Here is a 20,940-nt window from a genome sequence, read left to right on the forward strand (position 1 = left end):
TTGTCAAAATATAGAACAGCTATAAAGTCTTGAAAGGAGCATTTCTTTGAAATATGTATGTACGGTTATATCAGTGGCGGATATCAGCGCTGCAAGAAAGTTTTATGAGGATTTGTTCGGGTTAGAGGTCTATCAGGATTACGGAAAGAATGTCGCTTTTACCTGCGGACTGGCATTGCAGCAGGATTTAGACTGGCTTGTGAATCTGTCGAAAGAACAGATATTAAAAAAATCCAACAATGCGGAAATCGTCTTTGAGGAACAGGATTTTGACGGTTTTCTAAACAAGCTGAAAGAATACCCGGACATTGAATACCTAGGAGAAGTGATCGAACATAGCTGGGGCCAGCGGGTAATCCGGTTCTACGATTTAGACGACCACATCATTGAGGTTGGCGAGGATATGAAAATGGTGATAAAGCGTTTTCTTGCTACCGGTATGACCATGGAAGAAGTATCTGTGAAAATGGACGCTTCCGTTAAGGAATTAACAAAGCTTCTGAATAGCTAATACATGATGGACAACATTTTTATAGTTTGAAGCCCCTGATTATTCTGATGAAGGAATACAATCGTTTAGAAATTTTATTGAAGATAAAGCCATTTTGAAATCACTAGAATTTTTGGGGGCGTATGAAAATGAAGAACTAAAAGGGATTATAGCTACAAATGATAATCGAAAACACATTTGCTGCTTTTTCGTAAAGGCACAATATCACAGACAAGGTATCGGTAAAAAGCTATGGGAATACCTTTTGAATCATAGCGAAAATAAAGAATTTACAGTCAATTCTTCTCCATATGCAGTTCCTGTTTATCATAAGTTCGGATTCGTGGATACAGATTGTGAACAATTAACTGCCGGTATGAGATATACCCCGATGAAGTTTAGGAGATAGTGTCCAGTTTGTAGAGCTATTTTTAGTATACCTTCTTGTGTATAAGCTGCACTTGCATAAAATGATTGGATTGAAGAGTACAGATGATGTTGCTAGGAAAATAAAAGCATTGCTGTAAATTCTGGTTACAGAACTAATTTAATGTTGCCTTATTGGCAAAGAACGATGAGCCGCCTTAGGCGGAGAAAGCGTAGGTCAAGATGGAAGAAAGGCCGAATGTAAATGAAAGAAATTATTAACTTTATTGAAATGAATGTGGATGGCAAAACGCTGGCTACAAAGTAATTGGTTTACAAACTGGAAAATGGTGCGTTACAGGGCGTATACGCTGACCAAATATCCTTTTCTAATCTGAAATATTCGCAAAGTGGATTGCAGATAGATATGTTTATTGTATCTAACGAGAAAATATGGCTTGTTGGTAAGGATGGGAAACGAGAGAAATTGAGAAAGGATTTTAGTGCTGTATCCCTGTTTCGTTTTGAACTGGCGAAGCGAAAAAGCACGAATGCAATTCCAGTTTGCTGAGTTCTTTCAACCCTTTTTTCTAACGATGTTTTGTAACCAGTGATTGTAGCCAATGGAGGAAACGAATATGGATATCCAGAAAATTATCAGCTTAGTAACAAAGACGCAGGGGTTGATTAAGAACCGTGAAATGGCAGGATATTTAGTTTCTTGGTGAAGAAACCGGTTTGCAGGAAATGAAAGCGGAGAGCTTTTGGATTTTAGACCCGGTTGACGGAACTACAAACCTTATGCACGATTACCAGCACAGTGTTGTATCTTTAGCCCTTTGCCGCCAAGGGGAAATTGTTATGGGGATCGTGTATGATCCCTTCCATGAAGAAGTGTTTTCAGCGGTTAAAGGTGGGGGCAGCTTCCTAAATGGACAGCCCATACATGTATCAAACGCAGAAAAGCTATCCGACACGATGATTGGGTTGGGAACAGCAAAAAGAGAGCTGGCCGATGAAAACTTTGCCCGGTTTCGCAGGGTGTTCGGCCAGTGCCAGGATGTCCGCAGGATTGGGTCTGCCGCTCTGGAACTGGCCTATACCGCCTGCGGCAGACAGGGAGGCTATTTCGAGATATATCTGAATCCCTGGGATTATGCTGCAGGTATGCTGTTAATTCAGGAGGCGGGAGGGCGGGTAACTGATTTTACGGGAAAGCCGCTTGATCCGCGAAAAGGCGGCAGCGTAGTGGGAACAAACGGATACGTCCATGCGGAACTGTTAAATCAGTTGTGAGTTGTGTGTTCCCCTTTCGGAAACTGGTGAGAATATAGTAATACTTTTAAATAGCTAATACCTCGTGGACGAATAAACAAATTGCATTTTGGAAGAGATGGAAATGGAAACTAAGCACCCACCTATGTTAGACTTGTTGCTTGAAACACATATTGGATTGGAGCGCCAAGGCCCCGGAAGTTCCGAAGTCATCGAACAGGCTCTTGGATTTATTAAACCACTAAATAAGTTTTCACGAATTGCAGATTTAGGATGTGGAACTGGGGGACAGACTATTCATTTAGCGCAGCATCTGCCCGGTACTATTACTGGCTTGGATATGTTCGCTGACTTTATAGAGAAATTGAATGAAAATGCAAAAAGCATGAATTTGGGAAATCGAGTAAAACCTTATGGAAAACAGCGGAGCTGTCCATCAACATGGTTTGGAAAAATTCATGGAGGAACAGAAAGAGAAATACATCCGCCAAAAATGTGGTGGAATCATTTCTATTCACGATAGAGAATGTAGTGAGTGTCAAGAAAAAATGAAATAAGGAAATCAGAATGGGAGGAACGCAATCATTGTCAGATAGAAAAGTCATATTACAGTTTACAGTTTTAACCTTTTGTATTGCATATGGTGTATCTGGTGTTTTGATTGCTCTTGGGCAATTCGGATATAAGGTTTATAGTTTGGTTAATTCTTTACAACAATTTGCAATGATTATACCTTTTGCTATCTATATTTTATCTCCCGCGATTGCCTCTTATGTTGTTCTGAAGAAGAATAACAATGTAACAGGTTTTCCAGAATGGTTAAAAACAGTCTTTTTTGCAAAAAATAAAATTTCCGTCTATTTGTTTATTGTAACAGGGATTGCTTTGTATTTTGGGACACAGATAATTGTATCGGGCTGTGATGGAATAGCGCTTCCCTTTTACATGTTTTTTCTGTCCTTGCCAGGGAATTTCATCATTGGCGGCATGGAGGAAGCGGGGTGGATGTATGTATTGCAACCCAGATTGGACAAAAAATACGGCTTTGTTCTTTCTTCTTTTTTAGTTGGAATGATTTGGGCATTTTGGCATATTCCTCTCTTTTTTATTCCCGGAACGAATCACTGTGACGGGCTGATTAATTTCTGGATGTTCAATGTTCAAGTCATGTCGTTAAGTTTTTTTAGAGGGGCAATCTACAAAATAGCAGGAAAAGGCTATGTGTTTGTGTATGTGCTTTTCCATACTATGTTCAACGCTGCATCCTCTCTGTTTGGCTCCATAATGATGACGTGGACGGGAACGATTGCCGCAAATGCTGTAATGATTATTTTTTCAATAACAATCATTACTGTATACAACAAATCTAAGAAAATAAATTAAAAAATTATGATTTTAGGAGGTACATATCTATGAAGGATAGGATTGCATACTGCGGATTGGATTGTGAAAAGTGTGACGCATATCTTGCAACAATCAATGACGACCAGGCGTTGCGTGAGAAAACTGCAAAACGATGGGTCGAGTTAAATAATGCTCCCATTTTACCTGAACATATCAACTGTGAGGGATGTCGGGTTGATGGAATTAAAACTGTATTCTGCGATAGTCTTTGCGGAATTCGCCAGTGCGCATTGAAAAAAGGTGTGACGACATGCGGTGACTGTTCAGACATGGAAAAATGTCAGACTGTTGGGGAGATTATCTTAAATTGTCCCGAAGCTTTGGATAATCTGAAAGGGTAAACAAGATACTCTGACAACTTTCATTTTATTGAGGATAACACAAATGGATTTAACTTTTAGAAATGCAGAACGGAAAGATACTTTGTTGATCCTGCAATTTATCAAAGAACTTGCAGATTACGAAAAAATGCAGAACGAAGTAGTGGCTGACGAGGCCACGCTTGAAACATGGATTTTCGATAAACAAAAAGCAGAAGTCATTTTGGCTCTTTAAGACGGAAAAGAGGTTGGATTTGCGCTGTTTTTCCACAACTTTTCTACGTTCTTAGGACGAGCCGGTATTTATCTGGAGGATCTGTATGTCAAACCGGAATGCCGCGGGAAAGGTTACGGAAAAGCTCTTTTGAAAAAATTGGCATCTATCGCTGTGGAACGTGGCTGCGGACGGCTTGAATGGTGGTGTCTTGACTGGAACAAACCCAGCATTGACTTTTATCTGTCACTTGGAGCAGAGGCCATGTCTGATTGGACTGTCTATCGCATTGCAGGTGATACATTAACACAGCTTGCTGAGTGACGCCACTTCTTGTTTTAGTTAACAAAAAACAAATTCGGGCTTAAAAAGAGGAAAATTTATGTTTGAGGACGGTCGAAGCAAAAAAGTTATTTTTATAGCGCATTGTATATTAAATCAAAATTCTATATCTGATGGAACAGCCGTTTTTCCAGCAGCTTTTAAGAATGTAATAAAAATTCTATTCCCTTTGGAAAGGCGGCCAGAAGTTTGGATCTCTTTTGCCCACGCGAAGAAAGCCTCCACCAGCGGTTTGAGGTTGATCTGACGCTGTTTTCTGCGCTCATCCGGTTTCAGATCAGCCAGCTGGTTATCCAGATGGCTGATCGCGCTGATCCGCTTGACTGCTTCACAGGCGGCCGTGGCTTTGGCTGCTGGATTCTCCTTTTTCAGCAGTGCCTTCAGAGCATCGGCCAAATATCTTCTCGCATGGGTCCAGCACCCGGCGAAAACAATCGACTCCGTTTCCCGGTCCAGCTTCCGGTAAGCGGAAAACCGTCACAGACAACGATGCCTTTGAAGCCTTTTAGGAATTCCCGCGGATGGTCCGCTTTCCGGGTCTTCTGGTATTCATACAGGATGATGGGGGTATCCCCATACCCCTTTCCAGTCCGGTAAACCCACATGTAACTTTACTGTTTTCCGGACGCCCATCCTTCGATACCCTGACCGGGGTTTCATCTGCCTGAAGCACATGGAAACGGTACATCCTGTTATGAAGGTAATCGTAAAGCGGCCCCAGATACCGGTCCGCACACTGGATCATCCAGTTCGCCATCACCTGCCGGGAGATGTGGATGTTATTTCTCAGAAATTCCTGGCTGATCCGGTATAAGGGAAGGCCGTTTACGTACTTGGCATTCATAATGCTTGCAGCAAGAGAAGGGGTCAGGATACTGTTACGGAGCAGTTCCTTTGGCCGGTCCGCTTTGACGATCGTCTGATTGTCCCTGCCGGCATACACGGCCACATGGTGTTCTTTGACCGTGAAGACTGCCGGCTTTACCCTTTCGGAGCTCATTGAACGTTTGATTGAACTGGCACTCAGGAGGAAAACATGATGAAACAGAATTTTATTTTTTTAGACGAAATGCTGCCCGACATTCGTTGGGATGCCAAATATGCCACATGGGATAATTTCACAGGCAAACCGGTGGACGGATATGAGGTAAACCGTATTGCAGGAACCAAAGAGCTGGGAACTGCTTTACGCAGAGCTCAAAACTTGCCATGAAGCAGGGATATGAGCTGCTCTTATGGGATGGTTATCGCCCTCAGCGTGCCGTGGATTGTTTTCTGCATTGGGCATCACTACCGGAGAATAATCTGACGAAAAACCGGTATTACCCCAATATAAAGCGGAATGAAATGGTGACTAAGGGATATGTGGACTCACAGTCCAGCCATAGCCGGGGAGGTGTGGTTGATCTCACGATTTTTTATTTAGGTACCGGTATGCTTGTTCCTATGGGCGGAGATTTTGACTTTATGGATGAACGGTCCCATCACGCTGCAAGCGGACTGACGGAGGAAGAGTCAAGAAACCGGGATCTACTAAGGTATATCATGGAAAGCAGCGGATTTGAAGCCTATTGCAGCGAGTGGTGGCATTATGTTCTGGCAGATGAACCGTACCCAAATACATATTTCAATTTTTGCATTGCATAAGGGGAGTGTTAAAGAAATAGAAATAACGGAATGAATGGATTTTCCGACAAAGCACAGTATGCCGGTCTGCGGTTAACATGGAGGTATCTTTACTGGAATATTCAAAAATTTCTTAAACACTTGTATTACATTTTTGATAAAAAATTCACAAAAAATAGAATGATAGCAGGACAAATCAGGAAAGAAAACAGAATCCTCCCTGGTACAATTTACTCAGCAAAAGCGGATGAGATCTGCCGCATAGTCAGGTAAATTGTAAGGGAGGAGGGGCTGTGCATATATAGAAGATAGAAAATCTCCTTACATCGTTGTCCGTGGTTCGGTATAAGTCGTACAATAGAATATTGTTTGGCGGTCTGTTCAAAAGCGTAAACAACAAATACACCGATGCCTGGTTTTATATTGAGTATCGGTGCTTTTATTTTATTGCTGTTCAGGATGAAAAGCGAGCCATTTAGCTTCATAAGTATCTAAATAAAACCGGTTTCCATACTCATTTTGAACGTAATATTTTTTTACCTGATACCAACCGTGTAATTCAGTCCGCAAATCTGAGTCTGGGGAAATGGGTTCCAGCCATATCTGAGTAAATTGCCGGATCTCAGATAAGACAAGAGGCTTTCCGGATGGCAGACTCGGTTCGGAAAACAGCTGCGGCAGCGTAAACAGCTTTTGGGCATCAGAGAACGGAATGGTTTGCCCGTTTGAGAGCATCAGAGTATGATTGATGGTGTTGACCAGCATCCAACCATGCTTCGCGGACCAAACCGGTTTTCCGTTAAAAATTGGAAGCGACTCTGAAGGAACTGGTACGGATTGAACTGATATTCCCTGCTCCGACCGTCCAAGAAGAAAATCGGTTGTTACGCCGTAGAGATCGGACATTTTCTCAAATCCTTCAACAGAAGGGGATTTGCGTTCTCCCTCCCATGCACTTAGAGTTGGTTGGGAGATGCCGAGTTTTTCGGCAGCCTTAATTACTTTCAAATTATTAATTTGCCTTGCTTTCTTAAAATATCTCGGCATTTGCCCACCACCTTTATCTTAACAATCATCTGTTATTCAAGAGTCCAGAATCTTCTTGCTGCGAACGTTTTCTCCTCCAGCTTTTTGATTCGTGAAAATACTGTTGAATGTCAGTCTACTATGTACATATTATTGTAGATATCGAGAATCGAATCTTTGGAACGGGAAATACCGATATCTGTTAGCCTAATATCAGTTTCACGTATCTGGGCAATAAAGTTTTGGATGTCCTCCCCAACGGAGGATGGTACTGAAATCCTCAGGTCTTCCCGAATTAACGGAAAAAGGCGAAATACATCCAGACGATGCTTCCGAATGTCACGGGAATTCACATGGAATCCCTGCGCCTTTTTGTCCTTGAGATTAAGCCAAGCTTTCATTTTCAAGGGAATGATGTGCTCGGCATCTAAGATGGATATCCCATCCGTGACGGTTCGGCCATCTAAAAGAAAATGATAGTAGTCGTCATTAAGAAGAATTGCGGACAGACTGGATACCTCATCATCAATATGCAGGGGCATGAGATGGGTATCAGCCTGAAGCTCCACATGATTCTGCGGTCTGGAGAAAAGCTCTATCATCTTAGGGTAAGAGGGATTGGCCGGGTCAATGAAGCGATAGAATTCAGGCTGTCCTGTGCTTCGCTGTCTGGCATGATAGCCTCCGGCTTCTATGAAATCCCAAAATGCTTTTGCAAATTCTGTTGTCAGTGCCTCCACGATAATTACCATGTCGATATCAACGGTCTGGCGGAAGTCAAGACCGGCATCTGACATAAGCAGATCGCAGGCAAATCCTCCAATAACCGTATACTGGTCTTTATAATTGTCGAAATGTTCTCTGAAAATATCTATTCCGTTTACCATGTGTATTTCTCCTTATTATTCCTCATGCTTGATTGGAAGTTCGTGTTTTTCTCTTATATCGTCCAGACCCATTTGAATCCGTTCATTTGGATTATCTTCTAAACTTAACAGCAATGAGATATCATCAACCCGCCCGTTATTTGCCAACAAAATCGGATCATAGCGCCATACTTCAAGAATGTGCCCTCCAAAATCCCGGAAATCCCGCTCAGAAATAATTTCTGCAGCCGGGATTTGTGTGCCGGCTTTTTTTGAGATGGCAGTTGCCCCATCCTGTTCGTTTGCCCCAACCATTGAAATATCCGCCAAAGCAAGGATACCGCTTTTGGGCAATGCTGAATCATGGAAGGGGGGGCTGACATATATAAGCCGTTCTACCGGTGATTTTAAGCGGGGATAACCTTTCTTTAAAAATTCAGGCTTTTGAAAGGATGGAGAAATCCATTTGTTTGTTCCCTCGGTCTTGTAAGTAATAAGGCCGGATACGGTAAGGTCATCAATTGCTCTGGTGCAGGTAGCTTTGGAGAGCAGAAGATCTCTGGATATTTGCGTCAAATTGACGGTATCAGTAGTCTGCAAATAATACAGATACAGGAACACGAGCTGGGTTCCGGGCGCCATTTTGTCAGGAACAGTTGTTTCCGCTTTAAATTTTTCCCAAAAGGAACAGCCCCAGAATGGGAGATAAACCTGTTGGGATGGTGAAATAAATGGTATATTGCTTTCAATCAGGTTACGCCGCTGCTTGGATGTTATGTTTTCAAGACACAGCGCACAGGGGAATTCGCATATCTCCTGAAATTTAATTAACTGCTTTTTTAATGTTGGAAGTCTCCAGGAAGAATCAATAGGAGACAGCAGTATACACTTGCTTTTATTCCAGGACAGGCTTTGAATTTTATATCCGTCACGAATATAAAAAGGCGTTTTGGCCGGACAATCAAATTCTGCAACTTTTATATTGTCCCCAAATATCGTTTCCAAAAAATCAAACATATTTTTCTCCCTTTCAAGACTCTACAAATTTGTTTCATCGAAAAGGCATTGTACCATATGTAATGAAACTTGTCAAATACAAGTGAAACAATATGGAGCTTTTAAGAGTCTTTAATTATAAATTTTATATCTATTTTTAATTATTCGCATAAACACTATACTTTCAAGCACTTTGAAATATAGGAAAATACTCATTTTACCACGTATTTACCACGATTGAATGAGCCTTGATATGACACTGAAATCAATATGGGAGATAGCACAAACATCTGTGTATCTCCCGTTTTTTATTCGTGTAATATGATTACTTTACTCTGATTTCAAATTTCAAGATTGCTTTCTTATAAATTTGACCTTTTAATTCTTCATCAACCTGCATAGTGATTTTACCACTTTCAGAGTGGTAAAAAGTACGCAAAGTACGCAAGCATAATTTACAGATATAAGCGTCATAGAATTTCAAAATTTCCTTTATTGCGGATTCAATTTCAAGAGCAAACTTTGACAGATTAAAGTCTTTTCCAAACAACATGTAATTAACATGGCATTAAAACATATTATTTACAGCAAGAAGCATAAATAAGAAGGCAACTACTAATACAGTACATACCATTGCTATTCGATTTAATATCTTATGTGTTTTATCCTTTAGAACAATAGATAATACATTTTCCATTTGCAATAACTGAACCACCAAAAGGAATTAAGTTTATTTGTCTTATGTGGTCTAACGCAGAAAATGAAAATTGTAGCTTAAATAAAATAATCCATGATAAAATCAATAAATAAACAATGAGCAATGCGACTGTAATTTTTTTCTCATTCTTCATAATACACACCTACTTTCAAAAAAAATACTATAATATATTCTTGAAGATTTAAAGAAATACTGAAAACACAATCTGGATGTACAGTCATGATGTAACAATGTATCTGCATTGGTGCCGGGACAGTTTTGGAGAAGTATCACAGCTTTTCTTCCCTGAAGAGCCTAATGCGACGGAGTGAATGCGTCGATTTCAAGCTGGCTCAGGTTGATCTGACAGCAAAGGAGATCCGGATTGTCGGCAAGGGAGACAAGCACCGCCTGGCCTATATCAATGACAAAATTGTTTACGCGATTCGGGAGTACCTAAAGGTGCGTAATTCGGATAGCCCATATCTGTTCGTCAGCCGCCAGAGTGAGAAGCTGAATCCTTCCCGTATCAACCAGATATTTAACCGATACTCGGATGTCATTACACCGAAGACGCTACGGCATTATCTCTGCTCCAATGCTCTGTAGAACGGATATTCCATTCACGAAGTCGCCAATCAGGCAGGGCACAGCAATGTGCAAACCACACTCATTTTTAGTAACCCGACGGCAAAAGAAATGAAAGACAAAGCCAATCGACTGTGAGGTAAGAACATGAAGATAAAAAGGAATATTTGTACTATACTGATTTGGACCATTATGTGGAACAGCCTGAAGAACCTAAAGAGCCTAAAGAACCTAAAGAACCTTCCCCATCTCCCACAGATGAAACTGAATCTGGAGGACGGGAATGGCCGGTTGTAGATTTTGCTTCCCGCCAGGAAATCAATCCGGATATCGTAGGGTGGATTTATATTGAAGGAACAGAAATCAATTACCCGGTTGTGCAGGGCAGGGATAACCAGTATTATCTAAAGCATTTATACAGCGGAGAGTGGAACGGACCCGGCTGCATATTTCTGGACAGCAGAAACAGATTGGATTTCTTAGATCGACACAGTATCATCTATGGGCATCATATGAAAAATGGCACCATGTTTTCCGGGCTGACGGAGTATAAGAAGTAGGAGTATCATAATGAACATCCCATTGCCCTGTTATTGACGCCGGATAAAAACTATGAGATAGAGGTTTTCAGCGGGTACAATGCGGAAGAGGTCATCAATGCCAAGCGTGAGCGAAGAGAGCCGATTATTCTTCCAGATTTCTCCTGTCATCATTTGAGGCATACCTTTTGTACAAGACTCTGCGAACATGAAACAAACATAAAAAGTAATTCAGACAATTATGGGCCATCGGAATATCGAAACTACGATGGATGTCTATGCCGAAGCTATGAAGACAACAATTTGACAACGATTTTCTTTTTTCTTGATGTGATACGAAGCACTGTGAAGTGATTCCTGTGGTATGCTGATCTCAGCAGTACATGAGGAAGACGGAAGAGAAGGCCTGAATCTTCTGATGGTGGATGACCGGATCCCGGCAGGTGCGAAGCTGTACTAATAAAATTGCATAATGAGCAAATAAGGCCTTGAAAGGATGGAAATCTTTTCAGGGTCTTTCATTTTATTATTAATTAAATTGCAAATTAAGGGTGCATTTTACGGAAATCTTTGGGTCGTATCCCAGTAACCTTTTTAAAAATGCGTGAAAAGTAGATCGGATCAGGAATTCCAACACGTTCTGCAATTTCATATGTTTTTAAATTTGTGGTCAGTAGAAGCACTTTTGCCTGTTCAACACGAACATTCTGCAAATATGTACTTAGGTTTATTCCTTCATGGTGTTTGAAAAGTTTGCTTAAATAGCTGGGGCTTAGGAACGCCTGGTTCGACAGCATTCCAAGCGAGAGGTCTTCGGCATAGTGCTGCGTTATATAGAGCTTCACTTTGCGTATAAGGTCTTCGGCATCTGCGTGCTCTCCTGTGGTCAGTGCAAGTGTTTGCTGTACAAGCTCAAGCATGTTTTCTTTCAGCAAATCCGGAGTATTGCATTTAAGGAGCGTTTTTAATTTTGGCAGATTGTTTTCAGATCCTTGAGTGTGAGGTGAAAATAATAAGCCAGTGCAGAACTGATGGATATACACGCAAATATTGTGCATGGTCTCCATGGGCAGCTTGTTTTCTCGCATATACTCAAATAACCGAATTAAAATGTCATGCGAAACCGTTTGGTTTCTGTTTTCGATAGCACCCTTAAGTAAACGTAGATCATCAAATATTCTCGCTGTTACAGGCTGGGGAATACTTGGGATCTGATTGTAACTCATTACATGGTTGTCAGGCAAATACTGCGCAAACTGGGAAGCCTGGTCTGCCTGTTCGGCGGCAGCGGGCATGTTTAGCGGATTGCTGCAGTGTGCACTGATACCGATGAACAGCGTAAACTGGGAGAAACTTCCGAGAATATCAATTGCCTCGGTACACGCAGAAACAGGTGAAAACGATGAAGATGCACAGATGATGGCATAACATATCTGATCACCATGGGGAACAATGTGCACTGTATACTGTGAAAAACAGTCTGCAAGCACATCCTGTGACTGATTTAGATAATATTTCAATGGCTCCGCACTTTGGTTCTTAGCTGATGGCACGATAGTAAGCCTGAGAATGTAATAGCTGGATAAATCCAGTTCTAGCTGTGCAAGACGGTTGACAACATACAGGTAAGATTGTTCTACATGATGCAGAAGATTGTATAAAAACATGCCGCGCTGCAATTGTAAATTTTCGGCTGATTTGCTCATCAACTGCTGCCGCATATCTTTGCTGGAACGCTCCTCTGCGATACATGTGCGTGCTTTTTCAATAGCCTTTGTTAGATTTTCTATAGATGTAGGCTTGAGAACAAAATCGACAACCCGGTATTCGATTGCCCGCTTTGCGTATTCAAAATCCGGAAATCCTGTGAGAATAATAACTTTTATAGATGGGTAGTGGATATAGATATTGCGTGCAAGCTCAAGTCCGTCCATTCCGGGCATTCGGATATCGCTTATGACTATGTCGGGCTGTATGCGGGGGATCTGCTCGAGGGCGTCGATGCCATCTTCTGCCTGTGCCGCGATCGTGCAGTCAAGAGAGTCCCAGCGGATACAGTGTACGAGTCCTTTGCGAATTACAGTTTCGTTGTCTACAATCAGTACTTTTAACATTGGTGAGTATCTCCTTTTTTATCAGCCCTGTGTGTGCTGAATCGGCAATGTTACGGTAATGCAGCAGCCTCTGCCAGGTGAAGAAACGATGCTTAGTCCATATTGACTGCCGTAAAGCAGTTTGATACGGCGGTCAATATTTGCAATTGCGATATGATTGTTCGTTGCTCCGGTTTCGGCGGTATCCGGTATGGAAAGATCTAACACGGAAGCATCGAAGCCGACGCCGTTATCGGTCACACGGATATACAATGCATCGTCTTCTTCCCAAATACGAAGGCCGACATCTCCACCGCCGCGCTTTGGCTCTATGCCGTGTACAATACTGTTTTCAATTAGCGGTTGTATGGTAAGTTTCGGCAGCTCATATTGCAGCAACTCCGGGATTTCTATATCGATTGAGCATGTGAGCTTTTCATCAAATCGCTCTTTTTGCAGAGCAAGATAATATTCGACATATTTCAATTCCTCCTGAAGGGAAATGATTTGTTCATGTTTGTGTACGATATTTGCACGCAGTAATTCAGCAAGGTTGGAAACCGTACAGCAAATATCATTTTGCCCGCGTTCAAGACATTTGACGTTTATGATCTCCAAAACATTGAAGATAAAGTGAGGCCTGATTTGCGATTCCAGCAGATTAAATTCTGCCTCACGCAGCAGCAGTCCCTTCTGGTATACCTCATCAAACAATTCTTCCAGTCTGTGAGCCATGTCATTAAAGGTTAAAACCATATGTTCTGTTTCTCTGTAAGGAGTTTCCACCATGCGGGCAGATAAATCACCGGAAGCAAGACGGTCAATGCTGCTCATCATCTGACGAACCGGTTGATATATGAGGTATAATACAAATGCTCCTGCCAACAGTGTAATAATTAGTATGACAGCAGTAAAAATAGCTAAAAAATAAATCATTTGATCAGTAACCTCAAAGATTTCACTTTTTGGTACAAACAGATTAATGTGAATCCGACTGGGAGAAAGTGCCCGGCTTGCCTGGTAATAATCAGTGCCGTCAACCGAGACATAATTGCCGGGTGATATAAAATCAACATCGGAAAAGGCAGCATTATCTGATGTGCCGAACAATAGGCGGCCGTCATCCGAGCGTAGTGTAACAACAGCCTGATCATACATAGAGTCAATGTATGAAGTATCTACGAGATTTGCAGAATCCAGTTCTATGATAATCTTTCCTATCAGCGCCTTTGAATTTAAATCAAGATAGTTCACAACAAAATAGCAGTAATCGGGAAATTCTGGAAGGGTATACAGGTCACGTGCGGAGTTGAGCGTTTTACACTCTTCATATACTTTTTGAATGCGGCTTATATTTCCAGTATAATATCCCCCGTACAAAACAGACAGGTATTGTCTTCCATCTTTTACTAAATAGATTCCATTTACTATACTTGAATCGAGATTGTCACCAAGAAAAAATGCCTGTGATAAGCCTTCTTCCACCTCCAGACGGTCAAGTTGGTCCGGCTGTGATGTGCTGCGCATGATTGACTGCGTTTTTGCATCACTCATAAGATAATAGATGCTGTTGCGGAGGGTATTTAATATGGAAGTACTTTTGTCTGCAAACTGATCAAGATAAAATGAAGCAGTCTCATGGGCGGTGTTTTCAAACTGATTGGAAATTGATTTATTGTAATACAAAATTGTGAAAAATGTGGGAAGTATGGCTAAAGCACAGCAAAAAATAATTGCTATCAGAGTCAGAGATAATTTGGTGTTTTTTCTTTTCATCCGTTTTCCGCCTTTCCACTCTATGATGTTGGGATCAAAAGGTCTTTTGATTTTGGGACCCTGGCATCATTTTATTATTTTAACATATTTAACAGTTTAATAGAACACGGTGTTTATTGGGTTCAATACAACGAGTAAAATATTCCTGTTTTCAGTCAAAAAAATACAGTTTTCTATTATATAAATTGGTCAGACTCGAAAACAGAAAAAAGAAAAATAAAAATTTACGCATAAGCGGCAATATTGTCGATTTAAATATAAAAATCCAACTGATATACTTATCAAAATAAAAAAAGTGAAGGAGGAGAATCAATAATGAGACGGATGAAAGCCAGAGTAGAATTACTTAGCGAGAATGAAATAGTCCAGATACATGAAAATTCTCTGCGCATTCTGGAGCGCATGGGAATGCGGGTGCCTAATATAACCGTATGCCGGCTTGCTGGTGCACTGGGAGCGATTGTGGACGAAAGCACAATGACTGTACGGTTGCCCGGAAAAATGATGGAGGAGCTGCTTGATACTGTACGCAAAACAGCAGACAGGGAAAAACAGCAGACAGGCAGTGTTTCACAGCTGACGGGTAATGTATCAACCCAGATATTCATGGCAGATTACAAAAGCGGCACACGCCGATACGGTACAATGGAGGATGTTCTGGATGGAATAGCGCTGATCCAGTCACTGGATCGTATTCCGCATGCAAATGCAGTGGTTGTTCCAAGTGATGTACCTGAAGCTGTCAGCGATGTGCTTTGTTACCGGAATATTTATAAATATTCACAGAAAGATGGCGGCACCTATATTCTGACCCCGGGATCGGCCCGTTATATCATAGAGATGTCACGCATAATGGGGCGCAAAGTCAGCTATTTATTTGATACAATAAGTCCACTTTCGTTTTCTGAGAACAGTTTGGACATCGCATTGATTTTCCGTGAGCATGAATTGGAACTGACAATGACGCCAATGGTTATGGGCGGTGCAACCGGTCCGATTTCGATTGCAGGGCTGCTGACTTTACAAAATGCCGAGGTTTTGGGCAGCCTGTTCTTTATCTATGCGATAACCGGACGCATTCCAAAGTACGTTGCCGCAGGGCACACAAATGATATCCGGCGGAATATGATGTGTTCCTTTGGATCACCGAATCAGGCACTGATCGGTGTCGGAATTGCACAAATGGCTGATTTTTATGGACTGAAAAGCGGTTCAAACTCCGGCTTGACTGATTCTGTTTATCCGGATTTCCAGTGCGGTTTTGAAAAAACACTGTCGGCAGCTTTCAGTATGCTCGCCGGAACAGAAGCAATAGGCGGACAAGGGCTGATTGGGGCAGATCAGGGTATGAGCTTTGCGCAGCTGGTTCTGGATAATGAATGGATTGATGCTTTTAACTATGTGACTGAGGGTATTGAGGTAAATGAAGATAGCATTGGATATGATACGATTGAAGAGGTGGGAATCGGAGGAAATTATATTTGCGAGGAACATACGATTGAATATATGCGGGAAAGTAGCTGGAACAGTGAACTGTTTGAACGTGACAGCTATGACAATATGATTTCCGGTGGAAAGGATTTACTGGAGCGTGCGGATGAAAAGGCACGTGAACTGATAGCCAAAAACAGGACTGATATCCCTGTAGTTGCACCGGAAATAGCGAGAGCTCTTGACGATATTGCGGATCAGGCAGTAAAAGAACTTACCTGAGGGGACAAAAAAATACAAGGGAAAGTCAAAAAAATACAGATTTAAAAAAGAAATACTTTCGAAATGGATGACGACGTCGGGCAGATAAAGAAATTAATAGAAACTGTTCAAAATATTCCTTTTAGGATGCTGACAATTTAAAGTAAAATAAATAAAAAACAGAGAAGGAGAAAAAATTATGTTCAAAAAAACAATAGCCGGTTTGCTGGCGGCACTGATGGTTATGGGTGCACTTGTCGGATGCAGCGATAAGTCTTCAGATTCTGAGAGCACGAAAGACACCGAAAAAGAGTCAGGTGAAGAGATTGTCATTAATTATCCGACTTTCATGGTAGGAGTCAACACCTCAGCAAAACCAGTACAGGCCCTGATTGATGGGTTCAACGAGGAATATAAGGGCGTGTACCGCATTGTTAAGGAAGAAATTCCCGGTGATATGAACTATGTTGACAAAATCAATGTTCAGCTGTCCACCGGAGATCTTCCGCCTGTTATTTACGGCGGTGGATTCAATCTCCTTGATCCGGTACTGGCAAAGGATCAGGTTCTTGACCTGACAGAGTATGTGAATGCTGATCCAGAATGGAAAGCTCTTTATTCTGAAGCGGCAATGAAAGCGAACTCCCGTGATGGAAAAATTTATGCATCATCCTGCGACGGCAGCCTGATCGGTTACTATTATAATAAGGATCTGTTCGCATCGGTTGGTATTGAGGAACCGGCAAAAACATGGGATGAGTTTTGGAAACAGTGTGATACGCTGAAAGCTGCAGGAATTACTCCGCTGTCCATGGATACCGCTGATGGTGCATGGGTTTCCACATTGTGGATGGGCGCTATGGTTGCAACCTCAAATGAAGCCGGACTGGAACTGATGACTACGACTAATCCAACTGACTATAATACTCCGGAAATGATCGCTGCGGCGGAAAATGTTCAGAAGATGTTTAAAGAATATACAACATCGGATGCAGTCGGTTCTAAGTATGAAAACGCTGCCAATGCATTCCTGTCCGGTGAAACGGCAATGATCGCAAATGGTACATGGATGACAGGAGACTTCTATGATACGACGAAGGCACCGGAAGGATTCGGAGACAAAGTTGGTACAGCAGTTTATCCGGGCAACTTTGTTTACGATGCACCTCTTCAGGGATATTTTGCAACAAAACAGGATGATCCTAAGCTTGAAGAAGCAGCTGTAGAAATGATCCGCTATTTCACCAGTGCTGATGCACAGCGTCTTGTGCTTGAAATGCAGGGTATGCCTCCGGCATCTCCAAGCATTGAAGCATCTGATGAAGTAAAAGAAAAGTTCCCAATCCTGGCTGATTTCCTGCCAAAGGCAGAGTCCGCAACAGTTCGCTGTGACAACTTCTCGGCAACAATGTTCCCGAATATTCCTGATATTGTTTCACAGGAAATGCCAAGACTGGCCACAGGTGAGATCACTCCTGAGCAATTCTGTCAGGCATTGACAGATGCTGCACAGAAAAATGTATAAGAATGTTTCAATATGATCGGATGATTTTGGAGAAGTCTGCATGCAGCGGACTTCTTCAAAAAAATTAAAGGAGAAATCATATGACTTCAAGAGAGAGAATTATTAAGGCACTGAATCATGAAGAACCTGATCGCGTGCCGATAGATTTTGGTGCAACCTATCAAACCGGAATTAATGCAAGTGCGTTGTATCGTCTGCGTGCACATTATGGACTTGAACAGAAAACAATAGAGCTTTTTGAATTAATGCAGATGATCGGCTGTGTGGATGAGGACCTGCGCTATATTGTCGGCGCGGATGCTATCGGACTGAATGAACCGGCAGATTCACTTGGCAATGAATGTTTTCCGGGTTATGAAAAGAAACTGTTTAAAATGTTTGACGAGACACCTACATACATCAATGCACAGAATGTTGTTGAATATGATGAAAAAGGTGGAATTTATATGTATCCGCAGGGGGATAGAACCGTTGCTCCCAGCGCATATATGCCGGCAGGCGGATACTTCTTTGATACAATCGACCGCGGTCAGCTTATAGAAGAACTGGACGAGGATCATCTTACGCCAAGGGAGGATTTTAAAGATTATTTTGGCATCATGGATGAAAAGACTGCCAGGTATTATGAAACAGAATCCAAACGTCTGTTTACAGAAACGGAATATGCCGTGGTAGGAAATCTCGGGTGTGCAGGCTTTGGAGATGCCGGCTCCATTCCGGCGGCATTTGAAAAAAATCCTCGAGGTATCCGTGCGTTTGACCAATGGTGTATTGCACAGCTGCTGTACCCGGATTATGTACAGGAAGTTTTCGAGATGCAGACTGAGTTTGCGCTGCGAAATCTTGAGATTTATAAGCAGGCAGTAAACGATCATATTCAGGTCATCACCATGAGCGGTACTGATTTTGGAACACAGAATTCAGAGTTAATGTCCAAAGAGACGTTTAGGACGCTTTATAAACCATATTATAAACGTGTGTGTGACTGGGTACATGAAAATACGAATTGGAAAACATTTTTCCATTCCTGCGGTTCGATCGTTGGATTTTTAGATGATTTCGTCGAAATGGGTGTTGATATTTTAAATCCTGTACAGCTCTCAGCAAAAGGTATGGATGCAAAGATGCTTAAGGATAAATATGGTGATAAGCTTGTGTTTTGGGGCGGCGGCGTGGATACGCAGCGTACTTTGGCATTGGGTACTCCGGAGGAAGTTTTTTCTGAGGCAACACGCAACCTGGAAATTTTATCCAAAGGCGGAGGATATGTATACAATACCATTCATAATATTATGGGCAACGCAAGTGTAGATAATATTGCCGCATTTTTTGAAGCAGTTAAGCAGTTTAATGCGAGGTAGGAGGCATATAGTGAAAAAAAACAGGCTCTGGAGAGGAGTATTTTTAACCCCTGCAGTGATATTGTTTTTGCTGATATTTGCTGTACCGCTTGTTATTGTGTTCGGCACATCATTGTTTGAGTACAAGCTGATGTCTCCGGATATTAAATTTATAGGTTTACAGAATTATGTGCAGTTTTTTCAGGATGAGCAGGCACTGCAGGCTTTGTCAAACACGGTCGTATGGATTCTTATTCAGTGCAGCGTGCATGTGGGGATTGGTATACTCCTGGCACTGATACTTTACAAAAAACCGTTTGGCTGGAAATTTGTCCGGACGGTATACATGATTCCAAATATTATCTGCAACGCGGCAATGGGAATGATCTTTCTTAATGTTTTCAATCCGAAATTTGGTATTGTCAACTCGGTTCTGCGTGGAATAGGACTTGAAAGTGTTACCAGAAACTGGCTGATGGACAACGAAACTGCGTTTGCCGCGGTGTCAATTATATGGGTGATTTTTGCGGGATACACGACGACACTTGTGCTTTCAGAAGCACTTTCTGTGGATAGCTCGATTATAGAGGCCGCTCGTGTGGACGGTGCATCCGACTTTCAGCTGGATTTTTGGATCATGCTGCCGCTTCTTAAAAAAATCATCGGTACGATATTGGTGATGGGAGCAACATATATGCTGCAGATGTTTGATCTTATTTACATTACAACAAACGGCGGCCCCGGAAAACAGACAACAAACCTGCCGCTGATGCTCTACAATGTATTTAAAACGGAACATAATTACGGATATACGAACACAATTGGCGTGTTGATCATCGTATTAGGAATGATCTGTATGTTCATCATCAACAAAACGCTGAAAGTCAACGAAGACAATTGAAAGGAGCAATACTTATGAGCAAGTGGAAAGCCCAGACCGCATCAGAACGAGTGATGAGCGTAATCAAAAGCGTATTTGTACTCTCCTGTGTACTGGTTGCACTGTTTCCGATTGTTTGGGTGATTATGTCATCCTTTAAAACCAACGCGGAAATATTGTCGAACGGCATATCTCTGCCGAAAAGTGTTAGCTTCCAGGGATATAAAGATGCTTTTGAGATATCCCCGATTCTCAAATATTTTGGGAACAGTGTGATCGTGGCAAGTGTCGCCACAGCGGCAAATCTTTTGTTCGTCTCAATGGCATCTTATGTGTTTGCAAGATTTCGTTTCCGTTTTAAAAATACGCTGTATTCAATTTTATCGATTTCTCTTGTTGTGCCGACGACCGCACTGCTGAACTCGGTATACCTTGTGATCTCGGGCATGGGACTTGATGATACAAAGACGGGATTGATTCTCGTATATACGGCACTCAATCTTCCAATGACGATGATGATCATGCGTTCGACTTTTTCTTCGATACCAAAGAGCATGGAAGAGGCTGCGTATGTAGACGGAGCAGGTTTTTGCCAGACATTTTTTCAAATTATGGTGCCATGTGCCAAAGGAGGAATGGTGAGTGCGGGAGTCATTTCATTTTTAAATAACTGGAATGAATTTACCTTTGCATTGGTGCTCACAAGCAGTCAAAGTGCCAGGACACTGCCCCTGTCACTTAGCTATTTTACAGCTCAGTTCTCCTTTAATTATACTGCGATGTTTGCGGCAATCACGATTGCAGTGATCCCATCCATACTGGTATTTGCAGTTTTTCAGGAGCAGGTGGTGTCCAGTATGACAGCTGGCGCAGTTAAAGAGTGAG

At 41.9% G+C, this 20,940-nt stretch carries 18 protein-coding genes and 5 pseudogenes; 16 read left to right on the forward strand and 7 right to left on the reverse strand.

Features of this window, described 5'->3' with window-relative positions:
- Positions 1–46: 46 nt before the first annotated feature.
- The 7 genes and pseudogenes from NQ502_RS10705 (at position 47) to NQ502_RS10735 (ending at position 4,393) form a co-directional block, all read left to right on the forward strand.
- Positions 47–511 (forward strand): VOC family protein, encoded by a 465-nt coding sequence (locus NQ502_RS10705; protein ID WP_028530314.1) that lies wholly within the window; start codon positions 47–49, stop codon positions 509–511.
- 40 nt (positions 512–551) lie between these two features.
- Positions 552–899: pseudogene (locus NQ502_RS10710) on the forward strand (GNAT family N-acetyltransferase); the annotation flags it as partial.
- Between the two features lie 686 nt (positions 900–1,585).
- Positions 1,586–2,152: pseudogene (locus NQ502_RS10715) on the forward strand (inositol monophosphatase family protein); the annotation flags it as partial.
- 103 nt (positions 2,153–2,255) lie between these two features.
- Complete coding sequence (locus tag NQ502_RS19490; protein ID WP_028530315.1) at positions 2,256–2,654, forward strand: methyltransferase domain-containing protein; 399 nt, start codon at positions 2,256–2,258, stop codon at positions 2,652–2,654.
- 62 nt (positions 2,655–2,716) lie between these two features.
- On the forward strand, positions 2,717–3,514 hold the full coding sequence (locus NQ502_RS10725; protein WP_028530316.1) for a CPBP family glutamic-type intramembrane protease: 798 nt from the start codon (positions 2,717–2,719) through the stop codon (positions 3,512–3,514).
- Between the two features lie 29 nt (positions 3,515–3,543).
- On the forward strand, positions 3,544–3,876 hold the full coding sequence (locus NQ502_RS10730; protein ID WP_028530317.1) for a DUF3795 domain-containing protein: 333 nt from the start codon (positions 3,544–3,546) through the stop codon (positions 3,874–3,876).
- Between the two features lie 43 nt (positions 3,877–3,919).
- Positions 3,920–4,393, forward strand: a pseudogene (locus NQ502_RS10735) (N-acetyltransferase family protein).
- 114 nt (positions 4,394–4,507) lie between these two features.
- Here NQ502_RS10735 and tnpC read toward each other — a convergent pair.
- Positions 4,508–5,411: pseudogene (gene tnpC, locus NQ502_RS19495) on the reverse strand (IS66 family transposase).
- A 39-nt stretch (positions 5,412–5,450) separates the two neighbouring features.
- Between tnpC and vanX the strand changes: the two are divergent.
- Positions 5,451–6,058: pseudogene (gene vanX / locus NQ502_RS10755) on the forward strand (D-Ala-D-Ala dipeptidase VanX).
- 423 nt (positions 6,059–6,481) lie between these two features.
- Here the strand turns inward: vanX and NQ502_RS10760 are convergent.
- From NQ502_RS10760 to NQ502_RS10775, 4 genes are all read right to left on the reverse strand, one after another.
- The gene (locus NQ502_RS10760; protein ID WP_049898441.1) at positions 6,482–7,084 is read right to left on the reverse strand and encodes a helix-turn-helix domain-containing protein; all 603 of its coding nucleotides are present in this window, start codon (positions 7,082–7,084) and stop codon (positions 6,482–6,484) included.
- Between the two features lie 110 nt (positions 7,085–7,194).
- On the reverse strand, positions 7,195–7,950 hold the full coding sequence (locus NQ502_RS10765) for a hypothetical protein (RefSeq protein WP_028530019.1): 756 nt from the start codon (positions 7,948–7,950) through the stop codon (positions 7,195–7,197).
- A 15-nt stretch (positions 7,951–7,965) separates the two neighbouring features.
- Positions 7,966–8,946, reverse strand: a complete 981-nt coding sequence (locus NQ502_RS10770; RefSeq protein ID WP_028530020.1) for a MarR family transcriptional regulator — start codon at positions 8,944–8,946, stop codon at positions 7,966–7,968.
- 304 nt (positions 8,947–9,250) lie between these two features.
- The gene (locus NQ502_RS10775; protein ID WP_083963497.1) at positions 9,251–9,478 is read right to left on the reverse strand and encodes a helix-turn-helix domain-containing protein; all 228 of its coding nucleotides are present in this window, start codon (positions 9,476–9,478) and stop codon (positions 9,251–9,253) included.
- A 462-nt stretch (positions 9,479–9,940) separates the two neighbouring features.
- On the opposite strand from NQ502_RS10775, the gene NQ502_RS10780 reads away from it, so the two are divergent.
- From NQ502_RS10780 to NQ502_RS19500, 3 genes are all read left to right on the forward strand, one after another.
- Entirely contained in the window at positions 9,941–10,231 is a 291-nt protein-coding gene (locus tag NQ502_RS10780) for a tyrosine-type recombinase/integrase (protein ID WP_028530021.1), read from the forward strand.
- Positions 10,232–10,377: 146 nt separating this feature from the next.
- Positions 10,378–10,770: a class B sortase gene (locus NQ502_RS10785; protein ID WP_049898444.1), complete on the forward strand. Its 393-nt coding sequence runs from the start codon at positions 10,378–10,380 to the stop codon at positions 10,768–10,770.
- 343 nt (positions 10,771–11,113) lie between these two features.
- Positions 11,114–11,209 carry a tRNA-binding protein gene (locus NQ502_RS19500; RefSeq protein ID WP_341349439.1) on the forward strand — a complete coding sequence of 32 codons (96 nt, stop codon included), beginning with the start codon at positions 11,114–11,116 and terminating at the stop codon, positions 11,207–11,209.
- Between the two features lie 85 nt (positions 11,210–11,294).
- Here the strand turns inward: NQ502_RS19500 and NQ502_RS10795 are convergent, their stop codons facing one another.
- Positions 11,295–12,863 (reverse strand): response regulator, encoded by a 1,569-nt coding sequence (locus NQ502_RS10795; RefSeq protein ID WP_028530022.1) that lies wholly within the window; start codon positions 12,861–12,863, stop codon positions 11,295–11,297.
- Between the two features lie 21 nt (positions 12,864–12,884).
- Positions 12,885–14,618 (reverse strand): sensor histidine kinase, encoded by a 1,734-nt coding sequence (locus tag NQ502_RS10800; RefSeq protein WP_028530023.1) that lies wholly within the window; start codon positions 14,616–14,618, stop codon positions 12,885–12,887.
- A gap of 315 nt (positions 14,619–14,933) precedes the next feature.
- On the opposite strand from NQ502_RS10800, the gene NQ502_RS10805 reads away from it, so the two are divergent.
- From NQ502_RS10805 to NQ502_RS10825, 5 genes are all read left to right on the forward strand, one after another.
- On the forward strand, positions 14,934–16,331 hold the full coding sequence (locus NQ502_RS10805) for a trimethylamine methyltransferase family protein (protein ID WP_028530024.1): 1,398 nt from the start codon (positions 14,934–14,936) through the stop codon (positions 16,329–16,331).
- Positions 16,332–16,509: 178 nt separating this feature from the next.
- Positions 16,510–17,835 (forward strand): ABC transporter substrate-binding protein, encoded by a 1,326-nt coding sequence (locus NQ502_RS10810; protein WP_028530025.1) that lies wholly within the window; start codon positions 16,510–16,512, stop codon positions 17,833–17,835.
- An 80-nt stretch (positions 17,836–17,915) separates the two neighbouring features.
- Positions 17,916–19,196 (forward strand): uroporphyrinogen decarboxylase family protein, encoded by a 1,281-nt coding sequence (locus NQ502_RS10815; protein ID WP_028530026.1) that lies wholly within the window; start codon positions 17,916–17,918, stop codon positions 19,194–19,196.
- Between the two features lie 10 nt (positions 19,197–19,206).
- The gene (locus tag NQ502_RS10820; protein WP_028530027.1) at positions 19,207–20,076 is read left to right on the forward strand and encodes a carbohydrate ABC transporter permease; all 870 of its coding nucleotides are present in this window, start codon (positions 19,207–19,209) and stop codon (positions 20,074–20,076) included.
- 14 nt (positions 20,077–20,090) lie between these two features.
- Positions 20,091–20,939 carry a carbohydrate ABC transporter permease gene (locus NQ502_RS10825; RefSeq protein WP_028530028.1) on the forward strand — a complete coding sequence of 283 codons (849 nt, stop codon included), beginning with the start codon at positions 20,091–20,093 and terminating at the stop codon, positions 20,937–20,939.
- Position 20,940 lies beyond the last annotated feature (1 nt).

This window comes from Ruminococcus gauvreauii, from assembly GCF_025151995.1.
In the GTDB taxonomy this organism is placed as follows: domain Bacteria; phylum Bacillota; class Clostridia; order Lachnospirales; family Lachnospiraceae; genus Ruminococcus_G; species Ruminococcus_G gauvreauii.